The organism is Nitrospina gracilis 3/211 (assembly GCF_000341545.2).
Classification (GTDB): domain Bacteria; phylum Nitrospinota; class Nitrospinia; order Nitrospinales; family Nitrospinaceae; genus Nitrospina; species Nitrospina gracilis.
On sequence record NZ_HG422173.1, the window covers coordinates 322,818 to 323,737 of the forward strand.

At 56.1% G+C, this 920-nt stretch carries 2 protein-coding genes; one reads left to right on the forward strand and one right to left on the reverse strand.

The window, feature by feature from the left end; all coding sequences use genetic code 11:
- The coding region (locus TX82_RS16105) for a hypothetical protein (RefSeq protein ID WP_042250284.1) at window positions 1-216 on the reverse strand (216 nt) is incomplete at its 3' end.
- A 126-nt stretch (window positions 217-342) separates the two neighbouring features.
- On the opposite strand from TX82_RS16105, the gene TX82_RS16110 reads away from it, so the two are divergent.
- The coding region (locus TX82_RS16110; RefSeq protein WP_042250289.1) for a hypothetical protein at window positions 343-920 on the forward strand (578 nt) is incomplete at its 3' end.

Sequence of the window (920 nt, forward strand, 5' to 3'; positions counted from 1 at the left end):
CGTGTCCTTCACCACTGCCTTCACCTTGTCACCAAAGTCGAAGCGGCAGGCGTCCGGTCCGTTCGCCAGATACTTCATGGTACCCGGGTAAAAGAACAGGACCTCGACAATATTGGACGGGTCGTAGGGCGGGTCGCATTGGGTACCGGACTCGGCGGCATACGCCGGCCCCGATACCAGCAGGGAAAACGCGAGCATGCCAAGGATTCGTTTCATGACCACCTCCGGTTCGAATAACTCTTATTATTTCCAGTGTATCAAAGGGGGCATCCCCGGATATGAAAAAAAACGGGCTTGTTTGAAAAGGCGTGGCGGGCCAGCTTGCGGTCAGGAGGCAGATGCATGACAAACGAACCCCCTTCTCCAAAAGGCTCATTTGTTTTGCGGATTTACACAGTCCTCAATGTGTCGGGCGTGGTCGTGCTGTTGCTCGCCGTCATGGAGCATGGCTTTGAAAACCATCACCCGCTGTTCGATGTCGGCGCCCCCCTGGGACTGGTGATCCTGTTCTTCCTGATTCCCCTGGGTTGGCTCGGTGTCTGGCTGGCGAAGCGGAAAAGTGCGGCTTCGGTTCCGCTTCCTCAACGCTACCTGCTGATTTCCAATCTGTTCCTGGGAGCAATGTGGATGTTGTCGTGCGTCGTCGTGGGATTGTACGCATTCATCTATATTTCCTTTCTTCCGCAACCCTGGCTGGCTTCCGATCAGGGCCCGGACACTCCGGCGGCACAACTGGAGTTTGAAAAATATTTCGGTGTCGAACCCGGAGGCGGGGTGCGCAATCTGTATCACCTGCATTCGCCGGAAATGGCCTTGTTCCGTTTCGATCTGGAAGACGACACTCCGGTCCTGACCGCCGTGAAGGAGGCGAAGAAAATGGTTCCGCAAACGGGCCCCTGTCCGATGAACCTGGCCAATCC